The following is a 7342-nucleotide window of genomic DNA, read 5'->3' as shown; positions in this document are numbered from 1 at the left end:
CCCCAGACGGGGAGCCCGGCCTCTCGGGCGTTCAAGGGGTGGTTCAGGCGCCCTTGGCGGCTTCCTTCAGCTTGGAGCCCGCGCTCACCTTGGCGCTGTAGCCGGCCGCGATCTGGATCGGCTCACCGGTCTGCGGGTTGCGGGCGGTGCGGGCGGCGCGGTGGGTGCGCTCGAAGGTCAGGAAACCGGGGATGGTGACCTTCTCGTCGCCCTTGGCGACGACCTCGCCGACGATCTCGGCGAAGGCGGCCAGAACGGCGTCGGCGTCCTTGCGGGTCACCTCGGCGCGCTCGGACAGCGCGGCCACCAGCTCACTGCGGTTCATGTGTACTCCTGTGGTCTGTTCGCTTGCGGTGTGCGGGGGCCCATCGGTACTCCCACCGGGGGGCACCCGGATAGGCCGCAGGTCCGCACACTGTGCTCATGCAGGCAATGCGTGGTCGCAGGCCGGGTCCGTACCCGATGCCGCGCGCCGGTGCCGTCGAAGGCCCGTCCGCCTGCCTGGATACGAATCCTGCCCCGACCGGCCCCGAGAAAGCCAATCGGGCCCCGGCCACGACACCCGAACGAACCCCGCCCGTTGGAGGTGTGACGCTCCGTCGGCTCCGGCGGACCGGGCCCGGGCGGCGGTCGGGACGACGCGCCGGAAGACCAGGGGGACGTTCCGTACTTGTCGGACACGCCTGCCCCGTGCAGGGCTACCGTACGCCCTAGGCACGACAAGCCCAAACACGCCCCTCGCCCTTGTGTCGCAAGGGTTCGGGGCGGACTCGGACGGGTAAGGCCGCTATTCGGACATTTGACCGATCAGCGACACGTCGGCCGCCTCGCCGGTCAGAGCTTGACGGTGGGGAAGGAGGAGGCGTCGAGCGTGCCGACGATGCCCGGGGTCGGACGGGCCGGCTCCGTGCTCTCCTGGACGCCCGCCAGCGCCGCCTCGCGCACCGCCGAGGCGACCGTCTTGGCGACGTCCTTGTGGAAGACGCTCGGGATGATGTAGTTGGCGTTCAGCTCGTCGTCGGCGACGGTGGTGGCCAGCGCCCGGGCGGCGGCGATCATCATCTCGGTGTTGACGGTGCGGCTCTGGGCGTCCAGGAGGCCGCGGAAGACACCCGGGAAGACCAGCACGTTGTTGATCTGGTTGGGGAAGTCGCTGCGGCCGGTGGCGACCACGGCGGCGGTCTGCCGGGCGATGGCCGGGTCGACCTCCGGGTCCGGGTTGGCCAGCGCGAAGACGATCGAGTCCTCGGCCATGGTGGCCAGGTCGTCGCCGTCCAGGACGTTCGGGGCCGAGACGCCGATGAAGACGTCGGCGTCCGCCACGGCCTCCTTGAGGCTGCCGGTGCGGCCCGAGCGGTTGGTGTGCTCGGCGATCCAGCGCAGGCTGTCGTTGAGGTCCTCCCGGCCCTGGTGGACCACACCGCGCACGTCCGCCACGGTGGCGTGCTCGACACCGGCCGCCAGCAGCAGCTTGAGGATCGCGGTGCCGGCGGCGCCGGCGCCCGACATCACCACCCGGATGTCGCTGATCTCCTTGCCGACCACCTTCAGCGCGTTGGTGAGGGCGGCCAGCACCACGATCGCGGTGCCGTGCTGGTCGTCGTGGAAGACCGGGATGTCCAGGGCCTCGCGCAGCCGGGCCTCGATCTCGAAGCAGCGCGGCGCGGAGATGTCCTCCAGGTTGATGCCCGCGAAGCCGGGGGCGATCGCCTTGACGATGGCCACGATCTCGTCGGTGTCCTGGGTGTCCAGGCAGATCGGCCAGGCGTCGATCCCGGCGAAGCGCTTGAACAGGGCCGCCTTGCCCTCCATGACCGGCAGTGCGGCGGCCGGGCCGATGTTGCCCAGGCCCAGCACCGCCGAGCCGTCGGTGACCACGGCGACGCTGTTGCGCTTGATGGTGAGGCGGCGGGCGTCCTCGGGGTTCTCGGCGATCGCCATGCAGACCCGGGCGACGCCCGGGGTGTAGATCATGCTGAGGTCGTCACGGTTGCGGATCGGGAGCTTGGACGACATCTCGATCTTGCCGCCGAGGTGCATCAGGAAGGTGCGGTCCGAGACCTTGCCGATCGACACGCCGTCGATCGCCCGCAGCTTCTCGACGATCTCCTCGCCGTGCGCGACCGAGGAGGCCGCCACCGTGACGTCGATCCTCAGCGCCTCCAGGCCGGAGGCGGTGACGTCGAGGCCGGTCACCGAACCGCCGGAGGACTCCACGGCCGTGGTGATCGCACTGACGGCGTTGCCCCGGGCCGGGACCTCCAGCCGCACCGTGATCGAGTTGGAGACACTGGGCACCGTCGCCATCGACGCTTCCTTCTTCCGTCCGTGCGGCAGGTTCAACATTTTGTTGAAGGCATCGCCTGCGCATGCTAGACCTCGATCGTCGCACCTTCCAAGGGGTAGCCAGAAATAACGTTCATTGAGTGTGTGGACCCGACAACTTCTTGCCTCTCCGGGCCGATGCGTTACATTGGACGGGACACCGGCTCGATCCAAGCCCCCGGGCCCAACCTTCGTCCCTTCGAGGGACCACTTGCCGCGAGGCGAGCATGGCGGGTCGGTGTCACTAACGTCTGAAGGCCCCTCACCATTCGGTGAGGGGCCTTCTTCGTCCGGCGGACCGGCCGTCAGCCGTGCAGCAGCGCGGGCACGCCGGCCGCGTCCGGCAGGTCGTCCGGACCGGACAGCACGGTCAGCCGCTGGGTCGCCCGGGTGAGCGCCACGTACAGCACCCGCAGGCCGGCCTCCGACTCGCCGGCGATGCCGGTCGGGTCGGCCACCACGGTCGCGTCGTACTCCAGGCCCTTCGCCTCCAGGCTGCCCAGCACCACCGCCCGCTCGCCCAGGCCCTCGGCCCAGCCGGCCGCCTCGGCCCGGCGGTCCATCGGCACCACGATCGCCACGGTGCCGTCGACCTCGCCCAGCAGCCGCTCCAGCTCCGCCCGGGCCGCCGCGCCGAAAGCCTCCGGGGCGGGATCCACGACGGCCGCGAAGCGCGGCTCGACGCCGACCCGGCGCACCGCGGTCGGCGACGGGGTGCCCGGCGCGGCCAGCGCCAGCACCTTGGCCGCGACCTCGGCGATCTCGGCCGGGTTGCGGTAGTTGACGGTCAACGTGAAGCGGCGGCGCGGCTTGCCGGACAGCACCTCGTCCAGCGCGGCCTGCGCCTCCTGCGGGAACGGCCAGGAGGACTGCGCCGGGTCGCCGACGATCGTCCAGGTCGCCATCCGGGCCCGGCGGCCGATCATGCGCCACTGCATCGGGGTGAGGTCCTGCGCCTCGTCCACGATCACGTGCGCGTACTCGGTGCGCTCGACGGGGACGCGCTCGCGCTGACGGGAGCTGCGGTCGGCGAAGGTGGTGACCTCCTCCAGCCCGCTCAGCAGGTCCACCGCGTTCACCTCGCGCACCTTCGGCCGGGCCGCCTCGCCGAGCAGCACCTGGAGCTCGTCCACCAGCGCGACGTCGTGCGCGGACAGCGCGCCCTCGCCGTTCGGGGACAGCTGGCGCCAGGACGCCGCCAGCAGCCTCGCCTCGTCCGGGGAGACGGCGCGGCGGGCGATCCGGTTGATGTGCCGGTGCTGCTTGAGCGTGCCGAGCACCCGGCGCGGGGTCACGGCGGGCCACCAGGCGTCCAGGAAGTCCAGGAACGGCGCCTCGTCCGAGACGTACTCGTCGAAGGACTCCTTCTCCTCCTGGCGCTGCTCGCGGGCGTAGTGGTCGGTCGGCTTCGGCAGGTGCCGGGTGAGCTCCTGCCACAGGGCGTCCAGCAGCATCCGGCGGGCGCGCGGGCGCAGCAGGTTCAGCGGGGTGCCGCCGGCGCCGATCACGTTGCTGCGCACGGCCTTGAGCCGGCCCGCGTCCAGCTTGAGCACCTCGCCGCGGGCGACCACCTTCAGCTCCTGCGGCGCGCCCAGCTCCAGCGCGGCCCGAGCCGCCCGGCGCAGCAGCTGCACCATCCGGCCCGAGCCCTTGACCCGGGCCGCCTCCGGGCTGTCGTAGGTGCCCGCCTCGATGCCGTCCACCAGCGAACCGACCGCGCGGATGGCGACCTGCCCCTCCTCGCCGAGCGAGGGCAGCACGCCCTCGGTGTAGGAGACCAGCAGCGGGGTCGGCGAGACCACCAGGATGCCCCCGGCGTAGCGGCGGCGGTCCTGGTACAGCAGGTACGCGGCGCGGTGCAGGGCGACGGCGGTCTTGCCGGTGCCCGGGCCGCCGGTGACGAGCGTGGCGCCGGCGGCGGCCGCCCGGATCACCTCGTCCTGCTCCTTCTGGATGGAGGAGACGATGTCGCGCATCGAGTGGCTGCGGGCGCGGCCGAGCGAGGCCATCAGTGCGCCGTCGCCGACCACCGCCAGCTCCCGGCCGTTCAGGGTCGGGGTGAGGTCGGGACGCAGCAGGTCGTCCTCGACGCCGATCACCCTGCGCCCCTTGGAGCGGATCACCCGGCGACGGACCACCCGGCCCGGCTCGACCGGGGTGGCGCGGTAGAACGGCGCGGCGGCGGGCGCCCGCCAGTCGATCACCAGCGGCCCGTACTCGGCGTCCAGCACACCGAGACGGCCGATGTGCAGGGTCTCGGCGACGGCCGGGTCGGCCGGGTCGAGCGGCGTGTCGGAGGGGATGCCGTGTTCCTCCGGGGCGTCCGCCCGCTGGAGGTCGATCCGGCCGAACAGGAAGTCCTCGAACTCGTTGTTCAGGCGCTGAAGGTGGGCGCCGGCCCGGTAGACCTGGGCGTCGCGCTCGGCGAGCGCGCCGGGGGTGCCGACGTGGACCCGCTTGGCGGCGTCCTCCAGGATGTACTCGGCCTCGGCAAGCTTCTCCTCCAGCCGGTGGTAGACGGTGTCGAGGTGCTGCTGCTCACCGGCGATCTCGCGCTCGCGTACGGTCTCGCGGTCGGTGGCGGCGGTGGTGTCCGTGTTGCTCTGCATGGCCTCGGTGGTAGCGGCGGAATCCGGCTCCGGAAAACGAGCGGACGGATGATCCTACGCCCCAACCGGGGTAAACGTGAAGGCCGCCCACCGCAAAGCGGTGGACGGCCTTCACTGTCAACATGGGGTGGTGGAGATGCCGGGAATCGAACCCGGGTCCAGTGGAGTTAATTCAGGGCTTCTCCGAGCGCAGTCCGCTGTGATTTTCTCGGCCCTGGCAGTCACACGGACAAGCCGCCAACAGGCCCAGCTGCTGTTTGATTTCCCATCCACCCTCGCAGCCCGGGCGGACGGTTGAGTTCCCTAGATTATGCCAGGGTCCGGGTCGGGAACTCCCCGGTCTGACACCCAAGCGCTATCGGTGCTTATTAGGCAGCGAGAGCGAACTGCTGGGAATCGCGCTTAGAGTTGGCGATTATTTTTTTGCGACACGTGGTTAACGAGATCATTGCCGCGTTCCTCGGCTCGCTTCCCCTGTTTCAACATCCCCTGTCGAAACCGATCATCCCCATGTTTTGTTGAGAAACAGCCGGACGGTGACCGTCCGTGTTGCTGACGCCATAGTACGCGAGGCGGCGGGTGAGGGTCCAGCGGATTAACCCTGGCGCCGCCGGGCGGCCGCCACCGCGCGGGCCGTCTCGCGGGTGTCCTGCTTCTCGCGCAGCGTCTGCCGCTTGTCGTACAGCTTCTTGCCGACCGCGAGCGCCAGTTCGAGCTTCACCCGGCCGTCCTTGAAGTACAGCGAGAGCGGGACGAGCGTGTGGCCCGCGTCGCGGACCGTGCTCTCGATCTTGCGGATCTCCAGCCGGTGCAGCAGCAGCTTGCGCTTGCGCCGGGCCGCGTGGTTGGTCCACGTCCCCTGGGTGTACTCGGGGATGAACACGTTGTCGATCCAGGCCTCGTGGTTCTGGATGTAGGCGTAGCCGTCGACCAGGTTGGCCCGCCCCTCGCGCAGTGACTTCACCTCCGTGCCGGTGAGCACGAGGCCGCACTCATAGGTGTCGAGGATCGTGTACTCGTGTCGCGCCTTCTTGTTCTGCGCGATCAGCTTCTGTCCGGTTTCCTTTGCCATAGCGCGGCCATTCTCGCACTTCGGCCGGTTCGGGGCAGCCCCTTTAGGCGCGGGTGCCGAGCCCGGCCAGCACCCGCAGGGCGAGCGCGTCGGCGTCCTCGCCGGCCGCCGCCGGGACGTCCGGGGTCAGGCCGGAGCCCTCCGGGGAGCGGCCGGCCGGGGTGTAGTAGCGGCCGACGGTCAGCTCCAGCACGGCGCCGTCGGCGAGCCGGCTGGGCTGCTGGACGGTGCCCTTGCCGAAGGTCCGGGAGCCCACCACCACGGCGCGGCTGCGGTCCTGGAGCGCGCCGGTGAGCAGTTCGGCGGCGCTCATCGTGCCGCCGTCGACCAGCACCACCAGCGGGGTGCGCTGGTCGCCCCCGGGCGGGGCGGTCAACTCCCTGGTCTCGCCGCGCTCCTGGTACGAGCCGACCGGGCCGCCGTCCAGGAAGATCCCGGCGGTGCCGGCGGCCTCCTCGACCAACCCGCCCGAGTTGCCGCGCAGATCGAGCACCACACCGGCGTGCGGGGCGCGCAGAGCGGCGCGCACCTGATCGGTCACGCCGCTGGTGAAGGCCCGTACGGCGATCCGCAGCACGCCCTTCTCCAGCTGCTCGGCGGTGACCTGCCGGCTGTCCAACAGGGCGCGCCGCAGCCGCAGTTCGCGGACCTCGCCGGCACCGCGCCGCACGGCGAGGGTGACCTCGGAGCCCACCCCGCGCTCGCCGTCGCGCCCGCGCAGCCGGGCCACCACCTCGGTGACCGGCAGGTGGTCGGCCTGGTCCTGGTCGATCCGCAGCAGCCGGTCGCCGGCCTCGATCCCGGCCGTGGCGGCGGGCCCGGCGGGCGCGACCTGGGAGACCGCGGTGGCGCCGTCCTCGCCGCGGCCGACCGAGAGCCCGACGCCCAGGTAGCGGCCGTCCAGTCCCTGGCTGAACGCGGCGTACTCCTGGGCGCTGTAGTACGCGCCCCAGCGGTCGCCGTTGGCCCCGAGCAGGTGCTCGGCCTGCTGCTCGGACAGCGCGGTGCCGGCCGGGTCCGCCGGGAGGCCCGGGGCCGCGCCCGCGACCGGGGCGGCGCCGGCGGCCGGGTGCCGTGGCGGGTCGCCCCAGGCGCCGGTGGCGGCCCCGGCGATCAGCACGACACCGAACACCAGGCTGAGGGTGGCCACCTGACGTGCCCTGCGCGGAGTTTCCAGCATGGCACCGGAGTGTAGACACCGTGTCGGGCGCGACGGGCCACAACGGCGGGCGAAACGACGGCGGCCCCGGACGGCGCCCCGGCGGCCGGGGCCCCCCCGGGCCGGGGGGGGGGGACCCTGTTGGTGTTTGGGCGGGGGGAGAAACCCCCCCCCCCC

The 7342-nt window shown here is 71.8% G+C and carries 5 protein-coding genes and 1 other RNA gene; all 6 read right to left on the bottom strand.

The window, feature by feature from the left end; translation table 11 throughout:
* Positions 1-43: 43 nt before the first annotated feature.
* The 6 genes from ACFV6D_RS32665 to ACFV6D_RS32640 all read right to left on the bottom strand — a co-directional run bounded on the left by ACFV6D_RS32665 (position 44) and on the right by ACFV6D_RS32640 (position 7186).
* Complete coding sequence (locus tag ACFV6D_RS32665) at positions 44-325, bottom strand: HU family DNA-binding protein (RefSeq protein WP_030059737.1); 282 nt, start codon at positions 323-325, stop codon at positions 44-46.
* Positions 326-834: 509 nt separating this feature from the next.
* Positions 835-2307 (bottom strand): NAD-dependent malic enzyme, encoded by a 1473-nt coding sequence (locus ACFV6D_RS32660; RefSeq protein ID WP_063349178.1) that lies wholly within the window; start codon positions 2305-2307, stop codon positions 835-837.
* Between the two features lie 323 nt (positions 2308-2630).
* Positions 2631-4934: a HelD family protein gene (locus ACFV6D_RS32655; protein ID WP_380562378.1), complete on the bottom strand. Its 2304-nt coding sequence runs from the start codon at positions 4932-4934 to the stop codon at positions 2631-2633.
* A gap of 128 nt (positions 4935-5062) precedes the next feature.
* Positions 5063-5444: a transfer-messenger RNA gene (ssrA, locus tag ACFV6D_RS32650) on the bottom strand.
* Positions 5445-5529: 85 nt separating this feature from the next.
* A complete protein-coding gene (gene smpB / locus ACFV6D_RS32645) occupies positions 5530-6006 on the bottom strand; it encodes an SsrA-binding protein SmpB (protein ID WP_063349176.1) in 477 nt (158 codons plus the stop codon).
* A gap of 43 nt (positions 6007-6049) precedes the next feature.
* Positions 6050-7186 carry a S41 family peptidase gene (locus tag ACFV6D_RS32640; RefSeq protein WP_063349175.1) on the bottom strand — a complete coding sequence of 379 codons (1137 nt, stop codon included), beginning with the start codon at positions 7184-7186 and terminating at the stop codon, positions 6050-6052.
* Positions 7187-7342: the final 156 nt, after the last annotated feature.

Source organism: Kitasatospora sp. NPDC059812, assembly GCF_042732075.1.
GTDB lineage: Bacteria > Actinomycetota > Actinomycetes > Streptomycetales > Streptomycetaceae > Kitasatospora.
Note: the sequence above shows the minus strand (reverse complement) of the source record. Positions and strands in the feature narration are given on the sequence as shown.